This window comes from Bradyrhizobium oropedii (genome assembly GCF_020889685.1).
GTDB classification, from domain to species: domain Bacteria; phylum Pseudomonadota; class Alphaproteobacteria; order Rhizobiales; family Xanthobacteraceae; genus Bradyrhizobium; species Bradyrhizobium oropedii.
In genome coordinates, this window is sequence record NZ_JACMYO010000005.1 from 66,694 (window position 1) to 92,935 (window position 26,242).

Annotated in this window: 24 protein-coding genes; 19 read left to right on the plus strand and 5 right to left on the minus strand. The window is 64.2% G+C overall.

What is annotated here, in order from left to right; translation table 11 throughout:
• Positions 1-229: 229 nt before the first annotated feature.
• The 18 genes from fdrA to H8A95_RS03095 all read left to right on the plus strand — a co-directional run bounded on the left by fdrA (position 230) and on the right by H8A95_RS03095 (position 20,290).
• Positions 230-1,828: an acyl-CoA synthetase FdrA gene (gene fdrA / locus H8A95_RS03010; RefSeq protein ID WP_229181733.1), complete on the plus strand. Its 1,599-nt coding sequence runs from the start codon at positions 230-232 to the stop codon at positions 1,826-1,828.
• Positions 1,828-3,273 carry a YlbE family protein gene (locus H8A95_RS03015; protein ID WP_229181734.1) on the plus strand — a complete coding sequence of 482 codons (1,446 nt, stop codon included), beginning with the start codon at positions 1,828-1,830 and terminating at the stop codon, positions 3,271-3,273. Before fdrA ends, H8A95_RS03015 begins: the two co-directional genes overlap by 1 nt.
• A 110-nt stretch (positions 3,274-3,383) precedes the next feature.
• Positions 3,384-4,373: a BMP family protein gene (locus H8A95_RS03020; protein ID WP_229181736.1), complete on the plus strand. Its 990-nt coding sequence runs from the start codon at positions 3,384-3,386 to the stop codon at positions 4,371-4,373.
• Positions 4,374-4,375: 2 nt separating this feature from the next.
• Positions 4,376-5,929 (plus strand): ABC transporter ATP-binding protein, encoded by a 1,554-nt coding sequence (locus H8A95_RS03025; protein ID WP_229181737.1) that lies wholly within the window; start codon positions 4,376-4,378, stop codon positions 5,927-5,929.
• 13 nt (positions 5,930-5,942) lie between these two features.
• Entirely contained in the window at positions 5,943-7,022 is a 1,080-nt protein-coding gene (locus H8A95_RS03030) for an ABC transporter permease (RefSeq protein ID WP_229181738.1), read from the plus strand.
• Positions 7,019-7,942 (plus strand): ABC transporter permease, encoded by a 924-nt coding sequence (locus H8A95_RS03035; protein WP_229181740.1) that lies wholly within the window; start codon positions 7,019-7,021, stop codon positions 7,940-7,942. The genes H8A95_RS03030 and H8A95_RS03035 overlap by 4 nt, the downstream gene beginning before the upstream one ends.
• 44 nt (positions 7,943-7,986) lie before the next feature.
• Positions 7,987-8,886, plus strand: a complete 900-nt coding sequence (locus H8A95_RS03040; RefSeq protein ID WP_229181741.1) for a cysteine hydrolase family protein — start codon at positions 7,987-7,989, stop codon at positions 8,884-8,886.
• Between the two features lie 334 nt (positions 8,887-9,220).
• Positions 9,221-10,009, plus strand: coding sequence for an SDR family NAD(P)-dependent oxidoreductase (locus H8A95_RS03045; RefSeq protein WP_229181742.1), 789 nt, complete (start codon positions 9,221-9,223; stop codon positions 10,007-10,009).
• A 14-nt stretch (positions 10,010-10,023) separates the two neighbouring features.
• Positions 10,024-10,818, plus strand: coding sequence for a MoaF C-terminal domain-containing protein (locus tag H8A95_RS03050; protein ID WP_229181743.1), 795 nt, complete (start codon positions 10,024-10,026; stop codon positions 10,816-10,818).
• A gap of 16 nt (positions 10,819-10,834) precedes the next feature.
• On the plus strand, positions 10,835-11,221 hold the full coding sequence (locus tag H8A95_RS03055; RefSeq protein WP_229181745.1) for a nuclear transport factor 2 family protein: 387 nt from the start codon (positions 10,835-10,837) through the stop codon (positions 11,219-11,221).
• A 245-nt stretch (positions 11,222-11,466) separates the two neighbouring features.
• Positions 11,467-12,732 (plus strand): ABC transporter substrate-binding protein, encoded by a 1,266-nt coding sequence (locus H8A95_RS03060; RefSeq protein WP_229181746.1) that lies wholly within the window; start codon positions 11,467-11,469, stop codon positions 12,730-12,732.
• A gap of 3 nt (positions 12,733-12,735) precedes the next feature.
• Complete coding sequence (locus H8A95_RS03065; RefSeq protein WP_229181747.1) at positions 12,736-13,599, plus strand: branched-chain amino acid ABC transporter permease; 864 nt, start codon at positions 12,736-12,738, stop codon at positions 13,597-13,599.
• A gap of 6 nt (positions 13,600-13,605) precedes the next feature.
• Positions 13,606-14,637 carry a branched-chain amino acid ABC transporter permease gene (locus H8A95_RS03070; protein WP_229181748.1) on the plus strand — a complete coding sequence of 344 codons (1,032 nt, stop codon included), beginning with the start codon at positions 13,606-13,608 and terminating at the stop codon, positions 14,635-14,637.
• Entirely contained in the window at positions 14,634-15,353 is a 720-nt protein-coding gene (locus tag H8A95_RS03075) for an ABC transporter ATP-binding protein (protein ID WP_229181749.1), read from the plus strand. Before H8A95_RS03070 ends, H8A95_RS03075 begins: the two co-directional genes overlap by 4 nt.
• Positions 15,350-16,060 (plus strand): ABC transporter ATP-binding protein, encoded by a 711-nt coding sequence (locus tag H8A95_RS03080; RefSeq protein WP_229181751.1) that lies wholly within the window; start codon positions 15,350-15,352, stop codon positions 16,058-16,060. The genes H8A95_RS03075 and H8A95_RS03080 overlap by 4 nt, the downstream gene beginning before the upstream one ends.
• 134 nt (positions 16,061-16,194) lie before the next feature.
• On the plus strand, positions 16,195-17,151 hold the full coding sequence (locus tag H8A95_RS03085) for a helix-turn-helix domain-containing protein (RefSeq protein ID WP_229181753.1): 957 nt from the start codon (positions 16,195-16,197) through the stop codon (positions 17,149-17,151).
• Between the two features lie 101 nt (positions 17,152-17,252).
• The gene (locus tag H8A95_RS03090) at positions 17,253-18,659 is read left to right on the plus strand and encodes an aldehyde dehydrogenase family protein (protein WP_229181755.1); all 1,407 of its coding nucleotides are present in this window, start codon (positions 17,253-17,255) and stop codon (positions 18,657-18,659) included.
• 41 nt (positions 18,660-18,700) lie between these two features.
• The gene (locus tag H8A95_RS03095) at positions 18,701-20,290 is read left to right on the plus strand and encodes a GMC family oxidoreductase (RefSeq protein ID WP_229181758.1); all 1,590 of its coding nucleotides are present in this window, start codon (positions 18,701-18,703) and stop codon (positions 20,288-20,290) included.
• Positions 20,291-20,853: 563 nt separating this feature from the next.
• On the opposite strand, the gene H8A95_RS03100 is transcribed toward H8A95_RS03095, so the two are convergent.
• Both H8A95_RS03100 and H8A95_RS03105 read right to left on the minus strand, forming a co-directional pair.
• Positions 20,854-21,309, minus strand: a complete 456-nt coding sequence (locus H8A95_RS03100) for a PIN domain-containing protein (RefSeq protein ID WP_229181759.1) — start codon at positions 21,307-21,309, stop codon at positions 20,854-20,856.
• Between the two features lie 129 nt (positions 21,310-21,438).
• Positions 21,439-21,831 carry an Imm50 family immunity protein gene (locus tag H8A95_RS03105; protein WP_229181760.1) on the minus strand — a complete coding sequence of 131 codons (393 nt, stop codon included), beginning with the start codon at positions 21,829-21,831 and terminating at the stop codon, positions 21,439-21,441.
• Positions 21,832-22,047: 216 nt separating this feature from the next.
• On the opposite strand from H8A95_RS03105, the gene dusA reads away from it, so the two are divergent.
• The gene (dusA, locus tag H8A95_RS03110; RefSeq protein ID WP_274617367.1) at positions 22,048-23,034 is read left to right on the plus strand and encodes a tRNA dihydrouridine(20/20a) synthase DusA; all 987 of its coding nucleotides are present in this window, start codon (positions 22,048-22,050) and stop codon (positions 23,032-23,034) included.
• A gap of 9 nt (positions 23,035-23,043) precedes the next feature.
• Here dusA and H8A95_RS03115 read toward each other — a convergent pair whose 3' ends face one another.
• The 3 genes from H8A95_RS03115 to H8A95_RS03125 all read right to left on the minus strand — a co-directional run bounded on the left by H8A95_RS03115 (position 23,044) and on the right by H8A95_RS03125 (position 26,237).
• A complete protein-coding gene (locus H8A95_RS03115) occupies positions 23,044-23,940 on the minus strand; it encodes a LysR family transcriptional regulator (RefSeq protein WP_229181762.1) in 897 nt (298 codons plus the stop codon).
• Positions 23,941-24,123: 183 nt separating this feature from the next.
• Entirely contained in the window at positions 24,124-25,302 is a 1,179-nt protein-coding gene (locus tag H8A95_RS03120) for a muconate/chloromuconate family cycloisomerase (RefSeq protein WP_229181763.1), read from the minus strand.
• A 65-nt stretch (positions 25,303-25,367) separates the two neighbouring features.
• The gene (locus H8A95_RS03125; RefSeq protein ID WP_229181764.1) at positions 25,368-26,237 is read right to left on the minus strand and encodes an intradiol ring-cleavage dioxygenase; all 870 of its coding nucleotides are present in this window, start codon (positions 26,235-26,237) and stop codon (positions 25,368-25,370) included.
• Positions 26,238-26,242 lie beyond the last annotated feature (5 nt).

Sequence of the window (26,242 nt, forward strand, 5' to 3'; positions counted from 1 at the left end):
TACCGGGATTGGCGCATCGGCGGGCGAGCAGCCCGCGCCAATCTGGATTTGGGTGTCGAGCAAGATGGCGGTCCGCACCTGACGACCGCAATTGCGCAGGCGCTCTCGGAGTTGAAGCAGATGAGACGCCTCGGCGTCTCATCTGCTCAGGCGATCGAGCTGGCCGCTGGCTGAAGCTCAAGCACAAGACAAACAAGCAGCCTGCGGGATTCAAGGGAACGACAAGGCAATGGCCATCCAATCCAGCATAAGGGCGAACCTGTACAAGGATTCCGTGTCGTTGATGCGGATCTCGCAGGTCACGGTCGCGCGGACCGGCGTGCAGCGGGTCACGCTGCTGATGGGAACCCGCAGCAACAAGGAATTCCTGCAGCAGGCCGGGCTGATGAACCCCGCGCTCGAGGGCGCCAAACCGGGCGATATCATGATCGTCGTGACGGACGACGCACCCGAAAAGCTCGCCGCCGCAGAGCGGGAGATTCACTCCCTGATCGTGGGCGAAGAGCCGAAGGGTGGGGCGGGCGAACCTGCGGCGGAAGCGCCGCCGCGATCGATCTCCGGCGGCGTCGCGATTGCCGATCATGCCGACCTCGCATTGATCTCGGTGCCGGGCCCCTATGCCGCCGCGGAAGCCTTGAAGGCGCTGCGCCAGGGCCTGAACGTGTTGCTGTTCAGCGACAACGTGCCGATCGAGCAGGAGCAGGCCATCAAGCGCGTTGCGGCCCAGAAGGGCTTGCTCGTGATGGGGCCGGATTGCGGCACGGCGATCATCAACGGCGTGCCGCTCGGATTTGCCAACGTCGTTCGGCGGGGCGTCATTGGGCTGGTTGGCGCGTCGGGCACGGGCCTGCAGGAAGTGATGTGCCAGGTCCATCGCCATGGGCAGGGCATATCGCACGCGATCGGCACCGGCAGCCACGACGTCTCGAGCGAAGTCGGCGGCATCACCATGCTGCAGGGCCTTGAGTTGCTGGCGGCCGACCCGCAGACAAAGGTTGTCGCTATCGTCTCCAAGCCTCCCGCACGCGACGTGCAGAAGCGGGTGATCGAGCGCGCGAGCGCGATCGGCAAGCCGGTCGTGATCTGCTTTCTCGGCGGCGAGCCTGCGGCATCCGCCGGCAATGTCCACCGCGCCTCGTCGCTCGGGGAGACGGCGCGGCAAGCCGTTGCGCTTGCGGGCGCGCGCCTGGCCGTGAGTGACGATCAGGCCATCGAACGGTTGGCAACGCGGATTTGTGCGGCGCTGGCGCCGTCGCAGCGCTACCTGCGCGGTCTCTACTCCGGCGGCACGTTCTGCTCGGAAGCCCAAACCATTTGGCGGGCCGCGGGCATTCGTGCCCGGTCGAACACGCCGCTCGCCGCCGCAGACCGTCTCGCCGACGTGGAGGAGAGCCGCGGACACACGGTGATCGATTTGGGCAGTGACGAATTCACGGTGGGGCGTCCGCATCCGATGATCGACTACGGCGTGCGGATCGAGCTGCTGCTGAAGGAGGCGGACGATCCGACCGTTGCCTGCATCGTTCTGGACGTCGTGCTAGGCCACGGCAGTCACCCGAATCCCGCAGAGATTCTGGCTCCGGCCATCCGCCGGGCGAAGGCCGCCGCGCGGGCGCAAGGGCGGGAGCTCCCTGTTATCTGCTTCGTCTGCGGCACGGATTCAGATCCGCAGCCGGTCGGAACCCAGAAAGCCATGCTGGCGGACGCCGGCGCGGAGATTGTCGGCAGCAGCACCGGCGCGGCCCTTGCCGCCCAAGCCATCGCGAGCCGCATGGCGGCCGATGACAGCGGCACAGGGCGTCGTGCGATGCAAGGAGGAGAACGATGATGAACGCAGCTCCCTCCGCACTCCAGGCCAAGACATCCGTCATCAGCCTCGGCGCCGCCGACCTCGATCACGGTGTCGAAAGCAGCGGTGCGCCGCTGGTGCGGCTGCAGTGGCGGCCGGTCGGCGATGGAAGTCCCGAGATCGCCTGGAGCCTCGCGCAACTGGTTGGCGATGCCGGTGATGCCGATTGCCTGGGATCGCGGATCGACCGCGCCAATGCGGAAGTGCTCGAGCGCATCCTGACCGCACAGCCGGTATGGGTCGACGTCGCGGCGCACGCATCCGAGATCTGGCCGGACATGGGCCGGACGCTGCTCCATGCCGGCCCGCCGATCGCCTGGAGCGACATGTGCGGCCCGATGAAGGGGGCGGTGGTCGGCGCAATCCTCTACGAGAAATGGGCCACGACCCCCGACGAGGCCGAGCAACTCGCCGCGTCAGGCGGCATCCGCTTCGCGCCGTGCCATGAATTCGGCGCGGTCGGGCCGATGACCGGGATCGTTTCGCCCTCGATGCCGCTATTCGTGGTGGAGAACAAGACCACGGGCAATCGCGCCTATGCGCCGATGATGGAATCCGGCGGTGCCAAGACACTGCGTTTCGGCGCCTTCGCCCCTGAAGTGATCGAAGGCCTCAAGCTCATCGAGAATGTGCTGGCGCCGTGCCTGAAGGCCGCCGTCGCCGGCATCGATGGCGGGGTGCCGTTGAAGCCGCTGATGTCGCAGTCGCTGCACATGGGCGACGACGTCCACAATCGCAACACGGCCGCGACCCTGCTGCTGTATCGCGCCGTCACGGAAGCGCTGCTCAAGTCCTCGATCTCGCGCGATGTCGTTCACGAGACGCTGCGGACGATCGGGGCGGACGACATGTTCTTCCTGAGCCTGTCGATGGCGGCGTGCAAGGCAACCATGGATGCCGCGCACGGCGTGCCGTTCAGCAGCATCGTTACGGCGATGGCGCGCAACGGCGTGAATGTCGGCATCAGGGTCAGCGGACTGGACGGGCAATGGTTCGTCGGCCCGGCCGACATCCCTGTCGGCCTGTTCCTGCCCGGCTTCAGCGAGGCGGATGCCAATCCCGATATCGGCGACAGCGCGATCACCGAGACCGCTGGGCTCGGCGCGTTTGCGATGGCGGCGGCTCCCGCGATGGTCCAGTTCGTCGGCGGCACGCCGCAGGACGCGCTGCGCTATTCGCGCGAGATGGCGCACGTCACCGTCGGCCGCAATCCCGGCTTCACTCTGCCGATGCTCGACTTCATCGGAGCTCCGGTCGGCATCGATATCCGCAAGGTCGTCGACGAGAGCATGCGGCCGGTCATCAACACCGCAACGGCGCACAAGGAGCCGGGCAAGGGGATCATCGGCGCCGGCGTCGTGCAAGCGCCGATGAAGTGCTTCGTCGACGCCGTCGGAGCGTTGGCGACGATGGCCGCGAGATGAGGTTGCTTCGATTCTGAAGACGACAGCACGGCCGATGGCCGCGCCGTAGATAACAAAAATGCCGCAATAAAAAGAATGCGGCAACAGCGGGAACGAACAGGAGGAAACACATGAACGGTACCCGTCGTGCATTTCTGCAAACAGGCCTGCTCTCGGCGGCCTTTATCGGTTCATCAGGCCGGCTCGCCTTCGCCGACGACGCTGCGAAGCCGCTCCGCATCGGCATTCTCATTCCGGGGTCGAGGGCCGACCATGGCTGGATGGAGTCGGCCTATAACGGCATGAAGGCGGCCGAGCAACGTCACGGCAAGAATGTCGTGATCACGTCGATCGAGAACGTCAAGTTCGCGGACATGGAGCAGGCGCTCGTCACGCTCGCGACCAAGAACGACATGGTGATCGGCGCCGCGGGGCAGACGCAGGCCTCGGTGCTCAAGGTCGCCAAGCGGTTCCCGAAGGTGAAGTTCTCGATCGTCGGCCCGACCGGACAGCCGACCGACAACGTCGCGCAATACGACGTACTGCAGGCCCAGATCGGCTTCATTGCCGGCGCGGTCGCCGCGATGATGTCGAAGAACGGCGCGGTGAGCTACGTCGGCGGGCTTGAAATTCCCGCCATCGTCAACACCGGAACGGAATTCGCGAACGGCGCCAAGCACCTCAAGCCGGATACCAAATGCTTCGTGACCTACACCGGCGACTTTGACGACGTCGCCAAGGCGAAGGAAGCAACCCTTGCCTCGATCGCGCAAGGGGCTGACGTCCACTACAACATCCTCAATCTCGGTGTGCGCGGAATGGAGCAGGCGGCGCGCGAGAAGGGCACCAGGATGATCGGGAGCTATACCAATTACTGCTCCGACAACAACCCGCTCTACATCGCCTACACGGTCAGCGGCATCGGGTTCATGGTCGAATACGCCATCGACCAGGCCGTCGCCGGAACGTGGCACCCGGAATACAAGCAGTTCGGCCTCGCCATGGGGCCACGCTCGGCCGACATCGAGATCTGCGGCGGGGCGACGCCCGAGATCCAGGCAAAGATCAAGGAGCTCAAGGAAGACCTGCTGTCGAACAAGATCAAAGTCAAGGTGGGCTGACCGTGGCTCTGCTCGAACTGTCTGGTCTGACCAAGCGCTTCGGGGCTTTTACCGCGCTCGACGACATATCGCTGCTGATCGAGCGCGGCGAGGTGCACTGCCTGCTTGGCGAGAACGGCGCCGGCAAATCGACATTGTGCAATCTGGTGTTCGGGGTGCACCGGCCGGATGCCGGCACGATGACGCTGGGCGGAGAGCCGTTTGATCCGCGTGGCCCGGCGGAAGCGCTGCAACGCGGCGTCGTGATGGTGCATCAGCATTTCAGCCTGGTGCCCAACATGACCGTGGCTGAGAACCTGATGCTCGGGCGCGCCAGCGCGGTGCTGAAGCCGCAAGATATCATCGTGCGGATGGAGCAGCTCGCCGCGGAATACGGGCTCGAGATCGATCCCGAGGCGCGGATCGACGAGCTTTCGGTCGGTGAGCGGCAGCGGGTCGAGATCATCAAATGCCTGCTCGGCGATCCGCAACTGCTCGTGCTCGACGAACCGACGGCCGTGCTGCAGCCGGACGAGATCGACGCGCTGCTGGCGATCTGCCGCCAGGTGGCGCTGCGCGGAAAATCCGTGATCCTGGTGACGCACAAGCTCGGCGAGATCAGCCGTGTGGCCGATCGCACGACCGTTCTGCGGCAGGGCCGGATCATCGAGACCGTCGCGATGGAGGGCGCCGACATCCGGTCACTGGTGCGCTCCATGGTCGGCCGCGATGTCCAGTCGGCAGGTTCGGTGCTCGCCGCAGCGGTCGATATCGAGGGCAAGACGCCGGCGAAATCCAGCTCGGATGTTGGTCCGACGTCGCCGGGCGAGGCGGTGCTGCAGATCTCGGACCTCGTGTATCGCGACCCGCATGGGGTGCCGCGGCTCGATGGCTTGAGCCTCACGGTCGGCACCGGCGAGATCGTCGGGATCGCCGGCGTCGAGGGCAACGGCCAGACCGAGCTCGGGTTGATCCTGGCTGGTCTCGCCGCGCCAAGCGGAGGCGCGATCGTCGTCGGCGGGACACAGGTCACCGGCTGCACGCCGCAAGAGATCACGGATGCCGGTGTCGGCATCGTTCCCGAGGATCGCCATGCAGTGGCCTGCATCAAGGAATTGTCGGTTGCCGAGAACCTCTATCTCGGCGCGATCGGAAAATTCAGCCGCTTCGGCCTGCTCGACAAATCGGCGCGCCGCAAGGCGGCAGAGACAATGATGCGCGACTTCGACGTGCGGGCGAGCAGCCCTGATGTTTCGATGGCGAGCCTCTCCGGCGGCAATCAGCAGAAGGCGGTGCTCGCACGCGAGCTCTCGCTCGATCCGCTGGTGTTCCTGCTCGCGGCGCAGCCGACGCGCGGGCTGGATGTCGGTGCGATCGAGGCCGTCTACAATCGCATCCGTGCTGCCCGCGATGACGGCCTCGGGGTGCTTTTGATCTCCAGCGAGCTCGAGGAACTGATGGCCGTGTCGGATCGGATCGCGGTGATCTACCGCGGCAAGCTGGTTGGCGAGCTCGCGGCCGGGTCGTTCAGCCGTGAGGCGATCGGGGCGATGATGTCGGGGCACGCGCATGTCTAGGTTAGCCATGGTCATGAAAAATCCGAAGCTTGCGCAGGGCACGCGGCGCAAGCTCGTGCCGCTGCAGGTTCTGGTTCCCGTAGTGTCGACCGTCATCGCGCTCGGGATCGGCCTGCTCATTATCGCTGCCACCGGTGCGTCCGTCGTCGAGGCGATCGAAGCCTTCTGGGACGGCATGGCGGGAAGCGATTTCAACATCGGTGCTTCGATCAATCGCGCCATCAGCCTCGCGCTGGTCGGTCTCGGCTTCATCTTCGCCAGCCGTGCCAACCTGACCAATGTGGGAGGCGAAGGGCAGATCGCGATGGGCGGCATGTTCGCAACCGCGGCGGCTCTCCATGGCGCCGGTGGTCTGCCGCTGGGACTGGCGTTCATCGTGCCGCTTGCCGTGGGAACCGTCGCCGGTGCCGTCTGGGGCGGCCTGGCGGGCTTCCTCAAGGCGGCGCGCGGCACCAACGAGGTCATCAGCACATTGCTGTTGAGCTTCATCGCGCTGCCGCTGGTGTACTGGTCGGTCGAGTCCTTTCACCTGCTGCGGAAGCCGATCAGCGACGTGTCGTCGCTGCCGGAATCGGCGGAGATTCCTGACACAACCAAGCTGCCGCTGCTATTCCCGGACAATGGATCTCCGCTCCACATCGGTTTGCTGATAGCAGCGATCGCGGTCGTCGTGGTGTGGCTGGTGCTCAAGCACTCTACGCTCGGCCTGCGGCTGCGCGCCGTCGGCCTGAATGCGACGGCTTCCCGCCGTGCCGGCATGCGGACGAGCTTCTACGTGATCCTGGCGATGACGGTGTCCGGCGGCCTGGGCGGTCTCGGTGGCGCGATCATGATCCTCGGACAGCAATTCTATCTGACGAGCGATTTCTCGTCCGGTTACGGATTTGACGGTCTGGTGGTCGGCCTGCTGTCGCGCGGCTCGGCCGTCGGCGTCGTGATCGGGGCGTTGCTGTTCGGATTCCTGCGCTCGGGATCGATCAACATGGAAATCTCCGCCCACGTCCCGTCCGCCGTCGTCCTGATCTGCCAGGGCCTGATCGTCATCGTCATTGCCGGCTCCGCGATCCTCACCAACCGAAAGGTGACCCGATGATTGACGAACAAATGGCTGTGTTCATCGGTTCCGGACTCCGGCTAGCGGTTCCGATCATTTTCGCCGCAACCGGCGAGATGCTGAGCGAGCGCGCCGGCGTGCTCAACCTCAGCCTCGACGGCATGATGTTGATGTCGGCTTTCACGGCGGCGCTGGCATCGTGGGCGACCGGCTCGCCGCTCATTGGCGTCGCGGCCGGCGTATTGGTCGCGACGGCGGTTGCTGGGGCGCAGGCCGTGTTGAGCGTGACATTGCGCGCCAATCAATTGGTGGTGGGGATCGGGTTCAACATCCTGGCGCTGGGATCAACAACGTTTCTCTACCGTGAGATCTTCGGGCCGCTGTCGCGCGATCCGATTCCCGGCTTCGCGCAGCTCAATCTGCCGTGGCTCGCTCATATCCCGGTAATCGGGCCGGCGTTGGCGAACCAGACCGGCCTTGCCTATGTCAGCATCCTGATGGTCGTCGTGACGTGGCTGATCCTGAAGTACACGTCGTTCGGGCTGGCGGTGCGGGCGGTCGGCGAGGATCCTCGCGCCGCGGACAAGGCGGGCATCAGCGTCGCCAGGACGCGCTATCTCGGCGTGCTCTACGCCGGCATCCTGGCCGGGCTCGGCGGCGCCTTCATGTCGGTTGCGGACAGCAATACGTTCACCGAGAACATGACCAAGGGAGCAGGCTATCTCGCGATCACGGCCGTGATCTTCGGCGGCTGGAATCCCTGGTACACGCTGGCGGCGTGCCTGCTGTTCGGCTTCGCGACCGCGCTGCAATTCCTGGCGCCGGCGTTGCAGCTCGATGTGCCGGTCGCGCTTCTGTTGCTGCTGCCATACCTGCTGGCGCTGGTCGCCATCGCGGGCTTCGTCGGAAAGAGCCGGCAGCCCTCAGCCCTGACCATTCCGTTCGAACGCGGCGGCTGATCGCAACCGACTTCAAGAAAACATATGCAAGGGAGGAAAGTCCGATGACGAGTTCCACTTTAGCAAAGGCCGCCGAATCCGCAGCGTCCGGCACCGCCAATCCCCTCGGGTCGGCTCCCGGCTACAAATGGCTGGTCGACGACAACAACGTCAACATGGCGATGCCGCCGCCGCCGCCGCAAGCGGTTACGATCGACGCGCAACCTCAGACGGTGACGGTCGACCTGCACCGCACCGCTCTGATCGTCGTCGACATGCAGAACGACTTTTGCGCGAAGGGGGGATGGGTCGACCATCTCGGCCTCGATCACACGCCGGATCGGGCGCCGATCGAGCCGCTGCAGAAGCTTCTCCCGGTGTTGCGGAATGCCGGCGTGCACGTGATCTGGCTGAACTGGGGCAATCGGCCCGATCTCAAGAACATGGCGCCCAACCAGCTCCATCTGTACAAGCCGAAGGGTGTCGGTATCGGTCTTGGCGAGGCGTTGCCGGGCAGCGGCGCGCGTGTGCTGCAGAAGGACAGCTGGGCCGCGGCCGTCGTCGATGAATTGCAGCAGGAGCCCGAGGACATTCACGTCGACAAATACCGGATCAGCGGCTTCTGGGACACGCCGCTGGACAGCATCCTGCGCAATCTCGGAACCAAGACGATCCTGTTCGCCGGCGTCAACACCGATCAATGCGTGCTGCATTCGCTCACCGACGCGAATTTCCTGGGCTACGGTTGCCTCCTGGTCGAGGACTGCTGCGCAACGACCTCGCCGGGCTTCTGTGTTGAAGCAACGCTGTTCAACGTCAAGAAATGCTTTGGCTTCGTGACGCATTCCTCAAACGTCATCGATGCAATTCAGGGACATGTCCAACAGCGGGTTGGACAGGCTTCCGATCTGGAGAGCGAGCATCGGGTTCGGAATGAACTGCTTCAGGGGCGACATCCCGCATAGGAGATCGCGCTGGTCATATCCAGCGCGAGCCAGCTCAAGTTGAGCCCATGATGGATGGGAGCCGAGAACGAAAGTTTTTCAAGCGGTTATTCTCGTCCATCTCGGCTCTTTCAAAACCACAGAATTGCAAAACGAGGCCTCGCAAGCGAGGCCGCGCTTGGCGGCACCTCGCGAGCAGGATGGCCGTACGCGCCCGCGTCCTAGCGGGTCTGCGCCTGAGTCCAAGACGGATTCGATCCGGTAGGACACTCTGATCGCAACGAAGATCGTCGGTCAGTAGTGTCGTCCGGTTCGACGAAGGCGCGGGCGGCATCGGGCGGGGCGAGGCAAGCACATGAGATTTCGCGGACGAACTGCTTTGGTAACGGGCGGCGGCACCGGAATAGGAGCGGCCGTCGCACGGCGGCTTGCGTCGGAGGGCGCCAATGTTGCGGTCATGGGCCGGCGACGGGAGCCGCTGCAAGCCTTGGCTGATGAAACCGGTTGCTTCGTGGTGCAGGCTGATGCGGCCGACAGCGTCGGGGTACGGGCGGCCTTGAAGGAGATCCACGACAAGTTCGGCGGGGTGGACATCCTGATCGCCAATGCCGGAGGGCACGGCGTCGGTCCGACAATCTCGATGACCGACGAGACGTGGTCGCTGGCGACCCGACTCAATCTCGACACAGCCTTTGTCTGTGCCCGCGAAAGCCTTCCCGATCTGATCGCGCGAAAAGGCACCGTCGTGATTGTCGCCTCGATCGCCGGTCTGTTCGCGGGCCCCGATGCGGCCGGCTATGTGACGATGAAGCACGCCTGCATCGGCTTCGGCAAATCGCTGGCGCGCGATTACGGCCGCAAGGGTGTGCGGACCAACATCGTATGCCCCGGCTGGGTTGCGACTGCGATGGCCGACGAGCAGATGCAGGTCGTCGTCGAGAAGCACGGACTCCGTTCGATCGAGGAAGCCTATCGGCTGGTCACCAAGGATGTACCGCTCGGCCGCCCGGCAACGTCGGAGGAGGTCGCCAATGTCATCTGCTTCCTCGCGTCGGATGAGGCGTCGGCCATGAACGGTTCGATCCTGACCGTCGACGGCGGAGCGGCGGTCGTCGACCTGCCGACGTTGGCATTCGTCGAGTGAGCGGAAGGCAAAAGATGCAGAACAATGACAGGCCCGCTGATTGGAAGAATTTCGATGACTTCGCCGCCGGCATTGCAACCAACCGGCTGCCGACCACGGACATGCTTGCCGGCCAGAGCCTCAAGATCACGCTGAAGGATGGTCGCGCCATTGACCTGGCTTTCGCCTCGGCCGACCGCCTTGAATGGCGCGAGGGCGATGCGGCCGGTGCAGACTGGTACGAGGCAATCATCGTGGCACCCGATGTGGTCTTCATCAACGTCACCTTTGCTGCGCGTGCGACAGAGGACGAAGCGTTCATCGTCAACACCAGGACGCGTCGGGTGCTGTCGGTGCGCGAGCGCGTCCGCGCCGTAGGCGAAGCTCCAGGCGAACCGCGGGTTGCGCAGGTCTACACGCCCGGTGTCGTCGGCGATCCCGCCATTCCGCCAGCGGGTTTCGAGCCGGCGCCGTCGCGGGATCTGGTCGGGATGACGGCCCACTACGAATACAGCCCGCAGCACCTTTACGAGCACGTCTATCTCAGCTCGCAGCGCTATGCCTGGCAAAATCTGGTCGGCGTCCAGCGCGGCCATGGCGACGTCGATCTGACGACGACATACAAGTTCGATCACAACCAGTACGTCTTCGGATTCCGCGAGTTCATCATCCCGGTCGCGTCGATCTTCTTCTACAACTGGGATGCCATGCGCTCGACCGGGAAATTCCTCGGCGTGACGAGCGAGGGCCGGGTCGAGAACAAGCCGGCCGGCGCTTTCATCAAGATCAAGTCCAGAACCAGCTACGACCCCGGCAAGGAGCCGGTGTGATCAAGGGAGCCGTGACGTGAGCAACTACGACGCAATCAAGGCGCATTATGCTGGATCGGATCGTGGCGATCTCGCTGCCATGATGGCGCCGATCACCGGGGAAACCAGGTGGACCGAGATGGCGGGCTTTCCTTATGCGGGGACCTATGTCGGCGCAGACGCCATCATCGCCGGCGTGTTCCAGCGCATTGGCCAGGAGTGGACCGGTTACACGTTCACGCTTGAGAGACTGATCGACGGCGGCACGACGATCGTCGGGGTCGGGACCTATTCCGGACACTACAAGCCGACCGGCAAGGCGATGAGCGCGCGCGTCGTGCACGTCTGGGACGTGGATGAGGGACGCGTGGTGCGCTTCGAGCAATTCACCGACACACGGCTCGTCGCTGACGCGATGAGGTGACGGGGGCGACCGCGTGCGCCGGGGCTGGGGCATCGGTCACTCGGCGCACGCGGCCTTCGGGCACACATTGCTCGTTTATGTCCTAGGCCGATTGCGTCCGAGTCCAAGACGCGCCTGATCGCCCCTGCCTAGTATCTGGATCAATTCGGCCGAACAACGCGCCGCTATTGCATTGCACGACGCGCAAGGGGAAGCGTGCCGAAACAACGAAGCCCACGCAACAATTGGGGTATGGAGGGGAACGCATGACATTGAGACAGATGATCTTCGCTGCCGTCATCGCAGCGCTTGCGGCCTGCCTTGGCAGCGCTGCCTACGCGGCTGATCCGAAATGCGGTGCCGGCACGGGCAAGGCGGCGACCGGCGAGCCGATCGTCGTCGGCGGCATCGTCAGCATCACCGGCCCGGATAATTTCAGCTCGTCGGGGCTGGCAGCGGCGGCGTATTTCAAGTGCTTGAACGCCAATGGCGGCGTCAATGGCCGCCCGGTCAAATATCTGCTCGAGGACGACGCCTGGAATCCGGAGCAGTCGTCGCAGGTCGCAGCCAAGCTGATCCGTGACCAGAAGGCGGTCGCGCTGGTCGGCAACATGAGCTTCGTCGATTGCGGCGCCAATCAGGGGATCTACGAAAAGGAAGACATCATGGTGATCGCCGGCGTCGGCGTGCCGCGCGATTGCTTCTTCCAGAAGAACTATGCGCCGACCAATGCCGGCCCGCGCGTCAGCAACACCAAGGCCGTGATGGATGTCGCGCGGACCTATCCCGGCAAGATCAAGCGCGTGGTGTGCATCGCGCCGAATATTCCCAATGTGGGTGAATGGTCCTGCACCGGCGCGGTCGCCTGGATCAAGAAGCAGGGCGGTGACGGCAAGATCATTGCCTTCGACCCCGGCTCCCTTGATGCGACCTCGATCGTGCTCGAAGCCATGGCGTTCAGGCCTGACGTAATCAGCGTCGGCACCCCCAAGGGGCTGGCAGTGCCGATCTTCGCTGCGGCGGAAGAGCAGGGGCTGGCCGAAAAGGTGCACTTCACCGGTCCGGCGTCGCTGTACAATCCGGATTTCCCGCATGCGATCGGCAAATACTGGGACGGCAAGGTCACGGTCGATATGGAGCTGAACGCTGCCAACGCCGGGACGCCCGATACGCTGAACTGGCTCGCGGTGATGGACAAGTATGGCCAGGGTTCGGACCCGCGGGACACCTTCTCGCAGGCCGGCTACCTCGCGGCGCGTGTCACGGCCGAGACCCTGCTGAAGATGGACCCGGCGAAGATCGACCGCGCCTCCGTCACCACCGCGCTGCGCAACGTGAACAGGTTCGAAAGCGACATGTTCTGTTCGCCCTGGTACATCGGCAATGGCCCACGTCACAACGCCAACCACGCCGGACCGGTATCGCAGGTCAAGGATGGCAAGCTGGTGCCGAAGCCGGGCTGCGTCGAGTCGGAGGACCCTGAGCTCGACGACGTGCACGCCTTCGAGAAGACGATCGGCATCGCGAAATAGACGATGCCCGATTTCACGCCCTTTCTCGTCTCGGGCCTCGCGACGGCCGCCACCTACGTGCTCTCCGGTGTCGGCATCGTGGTGCTTTACCGGGCATCCGGCGTGGTCAACTTCGCCCAGGGTGCCGTCGGCGCCCTGGCAGCCTTTATTTCCTGGGTGATCGTCGAGCGCGGCGGTCCGGCCGAATTGTCGTGGATTGCCGGTATCGCGGCCGCGGCCGCGGTGTCATTCCTCTACGGCCGTGTGATCGCCCCCCGGCTCGCCTACTCGGACCCGGTCATGCGCGCCGTTGCAACGCTCAGCTTTGCGCTGATCCTGATGGGCTTCATGGGATATGTCTGGGGCGAGGCGCCGCGCAGGCTTCGGCTGCCGACCGACACGATGAGTTTCGACTTGATGGGCGTGCGCGTCACGATGACGCGCGCGATCGCGCTCGCCCTCGGCGTGCTGGCGACTTGCGTGGTGATGGCGTTTCTTTCCTATAGCCGGGTCGGCCTTCAGATGCGGGCATTGGCCAGCAACCGCGAGCTCAGCGCGATGCTTGGCGTTCGCGTATTCCATGTCGACGGCTGGGCCTGGGTGATCTCGGGCGTGCTGGCCGGTGTCAGCGGCGTGCTGCTCGCCGACCTCCAGCGATTGAGCGGGCAGGCGCTGACATTCGCCGTCATTCCGGCAATCGCTGCGGCTGTCATTGGGCGCTTCGTGTCGCTCCCGGCGACGGTTGCAGGAGGCCTCGCCATCGGCGTCTGCGAGGCGCTGCTGACGCCGGTGCCGATCGTCGGTCCGTTCCGCACCGCGGTGCCATTTCTGTTCGCGGTCGGCGCGCTGCTGTGGATGCAGCGCAAGGTTACCTTCGTGTACAGGTGAGTTGACGTGACCGATCAAAGCCTGGAGGGAGTTCCGTCCATTCGCGCCGTCAGATTTCCGCTTCGCTGGGGCGTCTTGTGCGCGGCCGCGCTGATCGCCCTGTATGTGATACCGGACGCGCTGAGCAATTATTGGCTGCGCACGTTCATTTCCGCAGCCGCGCTGACGATCGCGAGCCTGAGTGTCGGCCCGCTGTTCGCGCAAGTCGGTATGGTGTCACTGGCACAGTTCGGCCTGCTCGGTGTCGGGGGCTGGTTCGCGCTGCGCATCTCCCATGGCCTCGGGGCGCCGTTCGAGATCGCACTTCTCTGCGCGGGCCTCTCGGCGGCATTGGTCGGACTGATCGTCGGGCTCCCGGCGCTTCGCATGCGCGGGCTCTATCTTGCGATCATCACCTTGATGATGGCAGGCGCTATCCAGGTGCTGATCAGCGCGTTCGGCTTCCCGGACGGGGGGCCGGGCATTCTCGGCAAGAGCACCGGCGCGCGGCTGATGATGGCGCGCCCGTTCGTGGCGCAGAGCGACCAGGCCTACCTGCGCTACGCGGTCGTCGTCACCGTGTTCTGCTATCTGCTGGTGCTGGCGCATGTTCGCGGGCGGCCGGGTCGCGCCTGGGCCATGATCCGCCGCAGCGAGGTCTGCGCGCTCGCCGGCGGGGTCGACATCGTCGCCTACAAGGTGTGGGCCTTTGCGCTCGCCGGCTTCCTCGCCGGCGTCGCGGGAGCGGTGCTTGCCGGGGGCGTGGGGCAGCTCGACGGCAGCGCGTTTCCGGCGAGCCAATCGATCATGCTGTTCGCGCTGACCATCGTCGGCGGCGCTTACTCCTGGTTCGGCCCGATTATCGCCGGGCTGATGTTGCGTGCGTTCCCGGCGCTGCTCAACGATTTTCGCGTCGACGGCAATATCGCAACCATGGTGTTCGGCATTGGACTGCTGCACGCCTTGATCACTGCGCCTCATGGCATCGCCGGCCAATTGTCCGACCTGGCCGGGCGCCTGCGCCGGGTCTTGGGTCGCGAAAGAAAGGCCGGTCCATGATCGAGATCGACGATCTGACGGTGCAGTTCGGCGGCGTGCGTGGCTTGAGCGAGCTGACGGCACGCCTGCCTGAATCCGTCACCGGTCTGGTCGGGCCGAACGGCGCCGGCAAGACGACGTTGATCAATGTCCTGTCCGGTTTCGTGCGTCCCACCGCGGGACGCGTCAGCATCGACGGCCAGGACCTGAAAGACATTGCGATTCACAAGCGGGCCGGGTTCGGGATCCGCCGCACGTTCCAGAACGAGCAGGTCGTCGAGAACCTGACCGCGGCCGACAACATCCGAGCCATCCTCGACAACGTGCCGATCGATGGGCGGCCGCGCACTGCACTGATCGAGCAGGCACTGGAGTTTGTCGGCCTTGCCGCCAAGGGCAACGTGCTCGGCCGCGATCTCAATGCCTATCAGCGGCGCATGCTGGAGATCGCCCGCGCCATGGTCGGCCGCCCGCGGCTGGTCATGATGGACGAACCGGGCGCGGGTCTCGCACAGCATGAGAGTGAGCATCTGCGCGACGTCATCAGGCAGCTTCACGGCCATTGCGGCGCGCAGGTGCTGCTGGTCGACCATGACGTCGACCTGATCTCGGCGACCTGCATGGCGACGCTGGTGCTCGATTTCGGCTCCGCGATCGCCTATGGGCCCACGGCAAGCGTGCTTGCCGAGCCGAAGGTCCGTGAGGCCTATCTCGGTATGTTGGAGGATGCGACGTGAGTGCAGGCCTGACAGTGCGGGGCCTCAATCTCGCGAGGAGCGGCAAAGCGGTCCTGCACGGCATCGACCTCGCGCTCGCACCCGGCCGGATCACCGCCCTGCTGGGCGCGAACGGCGCCGGCAAGAGCAGCCTCGTGCTGGCGATCGCCGGCGTGCTGCCCGCGACCTCGGGCGCCATCGATCTCGACGGCCGCTCGATCGCAGGATTACGGCCGGAGGCCATCCGCGCGAGCGGGTTGGCTGCGGTCCCTGAAGGACACCAGGTCCTGAACGAACTGAGCGTCGAAGACAATCTCAAGGTCGCCGGCAGCCATCTGTCGCGTTCCGCACTGAGATCGGCGGTTGATGTCGCGCTCGGCACCTTTCCCGAGTTGCGTGAACGGCTCCAGGCCAGATCAGGCAATCTGTCCGGCGGACAGCAGCAGATGGTGGCGCTGGCGCAGGCGATCATTGTCAAACCGCGCTATCTGCTCGCCGACGAGTTGTCGTTCGGTCTCGCCCCGGTCGTGGTCGCTCGCCTGGTGCCGGTGTTGCAGGACCTTGCCGCGCAAGGGGTCGGCGTGCTGTTGATCGAGCAGTTCACGCACATCGCCCTCAAGATCGCCCACGCGGTCTATGTGATGGAACGCGGCAGGATCTGCTTCTCGGGTGAGCCGCTGGAATTGATCGAAAATCCGGCCATCCTGCACAGCGCTTATCTCGCGTAAGCGCATCGTCGTTGCGACCGCAGGTCGCGGTGCCGTGCCCGCATCTCCGTGCCGGAAACCCGTTGACACGGCAAAGGAGGTGCTTAACATGTTATCAAAAGCGCCGCCCGACGGCGTTTCCCAGGGAGGAGCGCATGCAGCTCCAGGAGTTTAGCAGCTGGACTCCCGATGTCTGGGGGCAGCCGCCTTTGGAGGAGTGGAAGGACAAGCTCCGGTCCGTGTGCGGGCGGTTCAATCCGTTCGGCCGGGAGGAGAGCGGCTTCGTCAATGGCGGCGTTGTGCTGCGCGATGCCGCGGGCATGGAGATCGTCCAGGTCGCAACCGACGTCGACGTGGTTCGCCGCGGAGAGCGCGACATTCGCCAGGACTATGGCGAGCACTTCTTCCTGCTGGTTCAGTTGCAGGGGGTATGCGGGGTCGAGCAGCAAGGGCACCAGAGCATCATCTCACCCGGCGACTGCATCCTGGTCGATTCCTCGCTTCCGTCGAATTTCTTCTTCAACGGCCAGTTCAGCAATCATTTGTCGGTGCACCTGCCGCGGCAATTGCTGCTGTCGGAGAAGCCCAACGACTTCGAGGTGTCACGACGTCTCGGCGCCGAGGACCCGATGTCGACAATGCTGCGGGCGCTGGTTGCCAAGATGCTGCAGATGCCGTCGAGCCACAAGCGATCCGGCGAATTGCGGCAATTGCTGCTGCAGGCGACCCGGCAGGCGTTCGCTGCGGATCCGCCGGACACCCCGCTATGTCCGAAGGAGCGTGCGTCCGGCCGGCTTGAATTTGCGCGGGCCCTGGTGGACCGCCATCTCACGGCGGAGTGGCTGACCGCGCAATGGCTTGCCAATCGTCTCGGCGTCTCGATGCGCACGTTGCAGGAGGATTTCAGCGCGGTCGGAACCACGGTCACCAGCTTCATCCGGGATCGCAGGCTACGGCTGGCCAAGGATCGCCTGCTGGAACGGCAGCGCGGCTCCGACGGCGGCACCATCGCCGAGATCGCCTATTCGTCAGGCTTCAACGACATCTCCTATTTCAACCGTTGCTTCAAGCGGGCCTTCGACTGCTCGCCGACCGACGTCACGCGCCGATAGCCTGCTGCGCTCCCGTCCAAGCGAAACCGCGCTCCTTTCCAAGACAGCAGCCGTGCGATGGCTTTTGCTGAAGCCAGTCGTTGTCGCGAGGAGAAGATTGCATGCAGCGCTGGAGCTTGCTTATCGACGGGCGCCGGATCGAGACAGATCGTTTCCAGGACGTATTCAACCCGTCGACCGGCGCTGTCGTCGGCGGGATGCCGCTCGCGACGGCGTCCGATCTTGACGCCGCGGTTGCGGCCGCCTCCAAGGCGTTTGAAAGCTGGAAGGATCGGCCCGATACCGAGCGTGCCGACGCGTGTCGCGCGATCGCCGACACGATCGAGCAGCATGCCGAGGAGCTCGCGCGGCTCCTGACGCTCGAGCAGGGCAAGCCGCTGAACGGACTCGGTTCGCGCTTCGAGATCGGCGGCGCCGTGGCCTGGACACGCCATACCAGCAGTTTGTCGTTGCCGGTGGAAGTCCTGCAAGACGGCGCCGAAGGGCGCGTCGAGCTGCACCGCAAGCCGATCGGGGTGGTCGGCTCGATCACGCCGTGGAACTGGCCGGTCATGATCGCGTGCTGGCATGTCATCCCGGCGATCCGCGCCGGCAACACCGTGGTCATCAAGCCGTCGCCATTGACGCCGCTGAGCACGATCCGTCTGGTCGAACTCATGAACGACAAGCTGCCTCCGGGCGTGGTCAACGTCGTCACCGGCGACAACGAGATCGGCGGTCTGATGTCGGCGTATCCCGGAATCGGCAAGGTGACGTTTACGGGATCGACGGCAACCGGTCGCAAGATCATGCAGAACGCGGCGGGCAGCCTGAAACGCCTGACACTTGAGCTCGGTGGCAACGACGCCGGGATCGTGCTGCCGGATGCAGACCCGAAGAAGATCGTCGAAGGCCTGTTCTGGGGCGCGTTCATCAACGGCGGCCAAACCTGCGCGGCGCTGAAGCGGCTTTATGTCCATGACGGCCTCTATGACGAGCTTTGCCGCGAGCTTGCGGCCTACGCAAGGCAGGTGGTCGTCGGCGACGGTCTCTCCGAGACCTCGACACTCGGCCCTCTGCAGAACCGCCGGCAATTCGAGATCGTCTCGGCCTTCGTCGAAGAGGCGCGGCAGCAGGGCGGTCGCGTGCTGGTTGGTGGCGACCCGCCCGAGGGTCCCGGTTATTTTTATCCTGTGACGCTGGTTGCGGATGTCGATCACGGATGCAGACTGGTGGACGAGGAGCAGTTCGGGCCGGCCCTGCCGATCATCCGCTATTCCGATGTCGACGACGCGATTGCCAAGGCCAACGCAAGCACGATGGGGCTCGGCGGGTCGGTCTGGGGCACCGACCTCGCGCGTGCGAAGGCGGTCGCGCAACGCATCGAATCCGGATCGGTCTGGATCAACAAGCACGGCGCTATTCAGCCGAATGCACCGTTCGGCGGCGTGAAGCAGTCTGGCTTCGGCGTGGAATTCGGAGTCGATGGGCTGAAGGAGTTCACCACGGTCCAGACCGTGTTTGTCTAACCGGGGAACAGGTCTGAATCGGCCGCGTCGCAGGGAGTGACATGCAGGAGTATGACTACATTGTCGCCGGCGGCGGCTCCGCCGGCTGTGTGCTGGCGTCGCGCCTGTCTGAGGATCCGCGCAATCGTGTCTTGCTGGTCGAGAGCGGACAGCGCGACACCGACAGGTTCATCCACATCCCGGCGACCTTCTTCAAGGTCCTCGAGAAGGGACGGGATGCCTTCGTCTATGCGTCCGAGCCCGAGAGGGGACTGAACGGGCGGCCGTCGATCGTACCGCAAGGGCACGTTTTGGGCGGCGGCAGTTCGGTCAACGCGATGGTCTACATCCGGGGATCGCGGCGGGATTACGATACATGGTCGCAGTTGGGATGCCGCGGCTGGAGCTACGATGAGGTGCTGCCGGTCTTCCGCGACCTGGAAGCCAACCAGCGGCTGTCCGGCGAGTATCATGGCACGGTCGGCAAGCTCAATGTCTCCGATCGTGCCTACGGCCATCCGTTGTCATGGGCGTTTATCCGCGCCGCTCAGGAAGCAGGCATCCCCCACAACGAGGATTTCAACGGCGCGGGGCAGGAGGGCGTCGGCTTCTACCAGACCACCACGAGCCGTGGACGCCGCCGCAGCGCCGCCGAAGCCTTCCTGCGCGAGGCAGAGCGACGCGCCAACCTGACCATCAGGACCGCGACGCGTGTCCACAAGGTGGTGTTCGAAGGCAAGCGGGCGAGCGGTGTGCGGCTCGAGGACGGTTCGACCGTCAAGGCCCAGCGCGAAGTGATCCTGACTGCGGGCGCCCTGGCAACGCCGAAGATCCTGCAACTGTCGGGGATCGGGCCTGCCGCGCATCTGCGCGAACATGGCATCGAGATCGTTTCCGATCTGCCCGGGGTCGGCGAGAATTACCAGGATCATCTCGAGGCGACCGTTCAGTGCGAAACCCGGGATCCGATCTCGATCTTCGGCGAAGACAAGGGCGTTCGCGCCGCATCGCACATGATGCAGTACCTTCTGACCAAGACCGGACTGCTGACATCAACGGTCGTGGAGTCCGGCGGCTTTGCCGATACCGCCGGAACCGGCGAGCCCGACATCCAGTTTCACGTCTTGCCGACGTTCAACGGCTTTGCAGATCGGCCATCCGAGCCCGGACACGGCATCTCGATCGGCCCCTGCGTGCTGCGCCCGCAGTCCCGCGGGACTGTTCGCCTGAGATCGCCGAATCCGGCAGACCCGGCGCTGTTCGTTGCCAATTCACTAGCAGAGCAGGCGGATGTCGACACGCTCGTGCGAGGCGTCCAGCTTGCCATTCGCATTTCCGAGGCGCCGTCGCTGGCGCGGCTGGTCAAGCGGCGCGCGTTGCCCAAGCCCGGCCTGGAAAACGACATCGATGCGCTCGCCGACTATGTGCGCGCGATCTCGAAGACCGTGTTTCATCCCTCCGGAACGGCGAAGATGGGGGCATCCATCGATCCGACGGCAGTTGTTTCCGAAGAACTGCTGGTGCGTGGCGTCGAGGGCCTTCGGATTGCCGACGCCTCAATCATGCCACGGCTGGTCTCCGGAAATACCAACGCACCGACGATGATGATCGGAGAGCGGGCAGCGCGCTTCATTCTGGATCGGCGGACTTGACGCCTGCAGAGAATTCTTTAGCAACCAACAGCGAGTTCTGATGGTCTTCATGGACCTGACTCAAGCTCCAACAGCGATCCTTCCATCGGTGGCTTGCAGTGCAGCCGAACAACCTGACTTTCTCTCGCGACGGCGTGCAGCTATTCCGAGCAGCGCTCGCATGCGATCAGTTGAGCTCGCTTGAGACGGCGCTCTCTCACATTTGCCGGCCGATCACGCCGGCCTCAGGCTGAGAGGCGTCGAGGGGCTTGCCCCGTTCTTGGCGCCAACCGGACCAATTGGCTGCGATTTTGCTTTCGCTGGCAGGCTACGGTCCGAACCGGGGTGCTACTTTGCATGGGGTTGTTTTCGATTTTTGAGTTGAGGGAAGCGGGCAAAGGTACCAGAAGCATCCTGTTGCATTGGACCGGCGTTGCGGGTAAGCAGCTGAGATGAAATGGAAATTTTCCGTCGCCCCGATGATGGATTGGAGCAACCAGCCGAAAAGTCATCGCTGAATCAGGTGGTTGGTTCACTGCAAACAGGCCACGGCACACTATCGGCACACCGGGCACTGGCTTTTCTCATGCTGACTTGCGTAGCCACTCTGCGAGCTGAGCCACCGACCAGACCTCGACACCAAAGCCGGCCCGTCCGACCATCCCAGCAAGCCTCTTCTCGTTCGTCACGAGCACATTGGCTTTTGCGTCTGCTGTAGCCGAGATCAGCGCATCCTCTATATGCTTCGAATTGCCGCCGACCATTTTCTCGATCCGGCCGCTGTCATCACCCCACTCAGCGTCGTCCCACTTGGAGACATCCCAGGCCGCCCCTGACGTCGCGACCCTCACGAAGGTGATCGGCAGCGACTGCAATGCGTCGCGCTTCGCGGGCTGCACGATGCGGCTGAGTTCGTCTTGCTGGACGTGCGTGGTGAGCAGTTCAAGACGGCCCACGTGGATCGCGCGCTTTACTTGCTCCAGTAGATCCCGATCTGCGAGCAGCGAGTCGTAGACGTTGCTGTCGAGCATTAGACGCATGAGTGAGCCTCCAAACGATGTCCGGTTTCGGGGGGCAAAGCGGAGATACTTCCGGCCTAAGGCAAGGTGTGCAAATGCCCCGTGACGGACCTCGCGTCGCTGCGCATCGTCACGCGAGGAGTTCGGCCTCTATTCAGGTTTTGTCGGCTCAAAGGAGACGACAATTCGCTTTGCCTTGATCCGTCCGTGTACGCCGTAGCTCGAATCGAAGCTGAGTGTGATCCCGTCATTGTCGGTCTCAATATCGAGCCCGAAGATGATTGCAGATTCCATAAATTCGAATAACTCAACCTCGATCAGTTCGAAGATGGTCAAGGTCACGTCCACATGTTTCGTTAGCAGGAAGTATCCCCGAGCATCGACCTCCGACTCCATGCGGAAGGTGTGGACAACGAGCCGACCCGGCGCACCTTGGCGAAGCTCAAACTCATGCAGTGTAGCGTCGTGGAATGAAGGGGTGCCTTCAAACCAAGCGCACAACGCTGCCCCGCCCTCCAAATCGCAAATCGTCGCCTTTGCCATCTTTTCCCATTGATCAAACTGACTTGCGTAGCCACTCCGACTCTCGTGGCACACCGAATGGCGAGCCTAGAATTGGAGTGGTAAGACCCGTGGCACACTTTTGGCACACCGAAAACGGTCTGGAAATCAAACCAGCAGACATGCCTTTGAATCTGCTGACGAAAAATTCAGTCGGTTTTCGTTGCATTGAACCGACAAGGCAGCTAAGTCTCTGATATGAAATACAAATTCAGCGTAGCCCCGATGATGGACTGGACCGATCGGCATTGCCGCGTCTTCCATCGTCTGATGTCGCGGCGGGCGCGGCTTTATACGGAGATGCTGACGACCGGCGCCGTGATCCACGGTGATCGGGCGCGGCTGCTCGGCTTCGATGCCAGCGAGCATCCGGTGGCGCTGCAGCTTGGTGGTTCCGATCCGGGTGAGCTCGCGAGTGCTGCGCAGATCGGCGAGCAGTTCGGTTACGACGAGATCAATCTCAATGTCGGCTGTCCGTCCGATCGGGTGAAGGATGGCCGTTTCGGTGCCTGCCTGATGGCGGAGCCGGTGCTGGTCGCCGAAGGCGTTGCGGCGATGAAGCGCGCGGTGCGGATTCCCGTCACGGTGAAATGCCGGATCGGCATCGACGACCAGGATCCGGAAGTCGCGCTCGATACGCTGGCCCGCGGTGTGATTGCCGCCGGCGCGGATGCGCTCGTCGTGCACGCACGCAAGGCCTGGCTCAACGGATTGTCGCCGAAGGAGAACCGCGACATCCCGCCGCTCGACTATGATCGCGTCTACCGCCTGAAGGCGGCGCTGCCGGACGTCCCCATCATCATCAACGGCGGCATCACGAGCGTCGCCGAGGCGAAGCAGCATCTGGCGCATGTCGATGGCGTGATGCTGGGGCGGGCGGCCTATCAGGAGCCGTGGCGGCTGCTGTCGGTCGATTCCGAGCTGTTCGGCGAAACGTCACCGCATGCCACGATGAAGGACGTGTTCACGGCGATGCTGCCCTATATCGAGCGGCAACTGGCCGAAGGCACGCGGCTGCATTCGATCACGCGTCACTTCGTCGGCGCCTTCCATGGTGTTCCCGGCGCGCGTGCGTTCCGCAGGCACCTCGCGGAGAACGGCGTTCGGCCGGGCGCTGGGATCGAGGTGCTGCGCGATGCGATCGCACGCGTTGACGATCGTGCGCTTGTGCCGGTCGCGGCCTGACGGGAACGATTACTGCTTGCGCTGACGCCGCATAACGTCTTGCGCGATCTTCAGGAAGTTGAAGAGATGCGGCATCCGGTTGTCGCGCCGGTAGTTCAGCGACAGCGCGGTGCCCGGGTTGTGTCCCTCATAGGCGCGATAGGCGACGCCGGGGCGTTCCGCCTGCGAGACTGATTTCGGCACCAGCGCGATGCCGACGCCAACCGACACCAGGCTGATTGCGGTCTGGTAGTCCTGGGCCAGCACCTGCGATTTCGGAATGAAGCCTTCTTCGAGGCAGATGCTGAGAATGTGGTCGGCGAAGCTCGGGCGCGGCTTGCGCGGGTAGAGCACGAATGTCTCGGCCTTCAGCGCTGCCAGCCGCGTGACCTGGCGTTCAAGCAGGGGCGAGGTATCAGATAGCGCGAGGATCAACGGCTCCTGCAGCAGCGGCTCCGACTTCAACTCCTCGTCCTCGAGCGAGGGCCGGGCGACGGCGATATCGATCTCGCGCTGGATCACCGCGCGCTTCTGCTCGGCGTTGTTCATCGCCGACAGCGCGAGCTCGACGTCGGGATAGGCCGAACGAAACGCCTTGATCACGTTGGGCAGCACGCCATAGGTCGCCGATCCGACGAAGGCGACACGTAGGTGGCCCGAAAAACCCTCTCCGATCCGCTTGATCTCGCGATGCGTGCGGTCGAGCCGCTCCAGCACGTCGCGCGCACGCTCCAGCAGAACGCTGCCGGCCTGGGTCAGCCGGATCTGGCTTCGACTCCGGTCGATCAGCATGACGCCGAGATCGCTCTCCAGCTGTGCGATCTGCCGGCTGAGCGGCGGCTGTGCGATCGCGAGCCGCGATGCGGCACGGCCGAAATGCAATTCCTCAGCGACAGCGACGAAATAGACCAGTCGCCTGAGATCCATGACATCGTCGCGATCGGTCACGGTCAGCCGGACATGTGTTCGCGCACTTCCGGAGAAGCTGCGGGAAAGGCCTGCCGGGTTCGATACCGCGTTGTCATCAGCGTGCGATCAAGATGGTTCCAGCGCAAAGACTGGGCGTGGGTCCCAGGATTGTCAATTGTCCGCGGCAATGACGCCATCCGGCTAATCCTTCCGAGCGAAGGCGCGGACCTTGTCCTCGTCGACCTCGACGCCGAGGCCGGGGCCATCGGGGACGTAGATCTCGAACGCGTCGAATCTGATCGGGTTGACGACGAGATCCTCAACGAGAATTCGCGGACCGAAATGCTCGGTGCCCCATTCGAGCCTGGGCAGGGTGGCGAATGCGGCAAGATGCGCGGCGGCGCCGATGCTGCTTTCCAGCAGGCAGCCGCCATAGAGCTCGAGCCCATGGGCGCCCGCGACTGCGGCGGCGCGCTTCATCTCGAACAGGCCGCCGCTCTTGACGAGCTTCAGCGAGTAGACGCTGCCGCAGCCCATCGTGGCGACACGGGCGATCTCCTCCTTGGTGAAGGCGGCCTCGTCGACCAGCAACGGGATGGAGGTGCGGGCCGCGACACGCGCCATGGCTTCCAGCTGCAGCGCCGAAACCGGCTGTTCGACCAGCGCGACATCCAGCTCCTCCAGCGCAGGCATGAAGCGGATGCATTCGGCCTCGGTCCAGCCCTGGTTGATGTCGACGATCAGGCGTACCTCGTCGCCGAGACCGGCGCGTAGCGTCTGCAACCGCTTCAAATCCGCTTGCGGGCGGTTGAAGCCGAACTTGATCTTGAACTGGCGGTGCTCGCGGCGCCGCAGCTTCTCCCTGGCTTCCTCGAGCTCCTGGCCGCTGTCGCCCGAGGCCAGCGCCCAGATCACCTCCATGCGCTCGCGAACCGCACCGCCGAGCAGTGCGCTGGCGGCAAGGCCGAGGGTCTTGCCGGCGGCGTCGAGCAGGGCGGACTCGATCGCGCCCTTGGCGGCGAAATTGCGGGTGGCGGCCTTGCTCATCCGCAGCGCATTGGCTTCAAAGGCGAGGGCAGGTTGCCCGAGCAGCGCCGGCGCCAGATAATTCGTGACGGCAGCCTTGATCGATTCCACGCTCTCCTCGGCCCAGCGCGGCCCGCCCAGCGTCGAGGCTTCGCCGATACCTGTGACGCCGTTGTCGAGCAGGACGCGCACCAGCACGTAGCCCTGATGCGTGACTTCGGTGTTCGACAGCTTGTGCCGCCGGCGGGTCGGCGCTTCCACGATGGTGGCGCGGATGCTGCGGATCGCAGTGTCCTTAGCGGGCGGCTGCACTTGCTCCACAGGTTCGACGATGTCGATCACGGCACGGCTCATAAGTCCTCACAGGTCAGATCAGAATGAGCCCTGCCAGGCCTCAGCCTGGCAGGGCGTAACGCGTATCACTCGGCGGCGACGAGCCGCTCGACTGCCGCCTTCTTGAGCTTGAAGTCGAAGTCGAGCACGAGATCGGTGTCGGCCCCGGTGGGTGCCCTCGCGAACTTGCCGATCAGGCTCTGCTTCACGGCGAATACCGAGTCGTTGTCGAGATACTTGGTCTCGGAATCGTAGATCTGCGAGATCAGCGATTGATAGCCGTCCTTGGACAGCATGAAGTGGATATGGCCCGGGCGCCAGGGATGGTGGCCCATGTACTTCAGGAGCTCGCCGCCGGCGCCGTCGTACGGAATCGGGTAGGGCTCGGGGCGGAGTGCCACGAAGGCGTATTCGCCGTTGGCGTCGGTCGTGAAGCGGCCGCGCAGATTGTAGGCCGGCTGCTCCGGGTCTTGCAGATCGTAGAGCCCGTTGGGCGCGTCTTCCCAGACGTCGATGGTGACGCCCTCGATCGGCCGACCCGCGGTGTCGCTGATGCGCCCCGAGACCTTGACGGTCTGCGCGTTGTCGAACGTCTTCTTGATGATCGAGGCGCCCTTGGCCAGCACCGGCGGGTTCTCGCGGTAGAACGGTCCAAGCACGGTCGACTCGCTCTCGCCATCGGTGACGCGATGGTCGAGCATGTCGACCAGCACCTCGACGCCGAGAATGTCGGCGATCAGGATGAACTCGTTGCGCTTCTCGTCCGAGATGTCGCCGGCGCGGCGCAGGAATTCGCAGGCCGCGAACCATTCGGCGAAGGTCAGGTCGACCTCCTTGCAGAAGTCGTGCATGTGGCGGATCAGGCTCGTCATGATCTGGCGGTTGCGATCCGGAATATCCTTCGCGAGCGCGGCGATGACGTGGTCGGTGATGGTGTCCTTGGTGACGTTCAGCATGGTCG